Source organism: Sporichthya brevicatena (assembly GCF_039525035.1).
In the GTDB taxonomy this organism is placed as follows: Bacteria; Actinomycetota; Actinomycetes; order Sporichthyales; family Sporichthyaceae; genus Sporichthya; species Sporichthya brevicatena.
In genome coordinates this window covers 1-651 of record NZ_BAAAHE010000089.1, presented here as the reverse complement: position 1 = coordinate 651, position 651 = coordinate 1, and the positions used below count along the sequence as shown (strand labels likewise).

Here is a 651-nt window from a genome sequence, read left to right as displayed (position 1 = left end):
ATCGGCGCTGACGTGGGTGATCTGGGCGCATCTGCCTGCCCCGGATGCCTCGAGTGCGTCGAAGAAGGCGTGGACGGTCGCGCGTTCTCGTCCGGGACTGGCCCACACCAAACGGCCGGAGTCGTGGTCGACCACGACGGTCAGGTACTTGTGGTGCCGCTTGTAGGAGATCTCGTCGATCCCGATCCGCCGCAGCCCGGCGAACGTGTCGATGTCAGCAGCTGTGTCGGCCCAGACCCGGGCGATGATCGCGCCCACGGTGCGCCAAGCGATCCGCATCAACTGGGTGATCGCGGTCTTGGAGCACTGGGTGGCTAGCCAGGCGACTTGCTGGTCGAACACGTACGTGTGCCCGGCGCTGTGGCGTGCCCACGGGACCTGCCGCACCGTCGGTCCGTGGACAGCACAGTTCACCCGGGGCGCGTCGGCTTCGATGAAGACCGGCACCGTCCCCAGGTCGAGCGCTCGCCACCGGCGTCGCCCTTCGCCGCGATCGAACCAAGGAGCCCTGTCCCCGCAGCGTCCGCACCTTCCCCGCCCAGCCCGTCGCGGCCGGACATGAGCCACCACAACCTCGGCTTCTTCGTCGAACTCGACGTCCTCGATCACGGTGTTCTCGACGCCCAGCAAGGTGCGCCATACGCTGGCGTT

General features: G+C 67.9%; 1 protein-coding gene. It reads right to left on the bottom strand.

Annotated features, from left to right (window positions below; translation table 11 throughout):
• Nucleotides 1–651 (bottom strand): helix-turn-helix domain-containing protein (locus tag ABD401_RS25055; protein ID WP_344609959.1); only part of this gene is annotated, 651 nt, incomplete at both ends.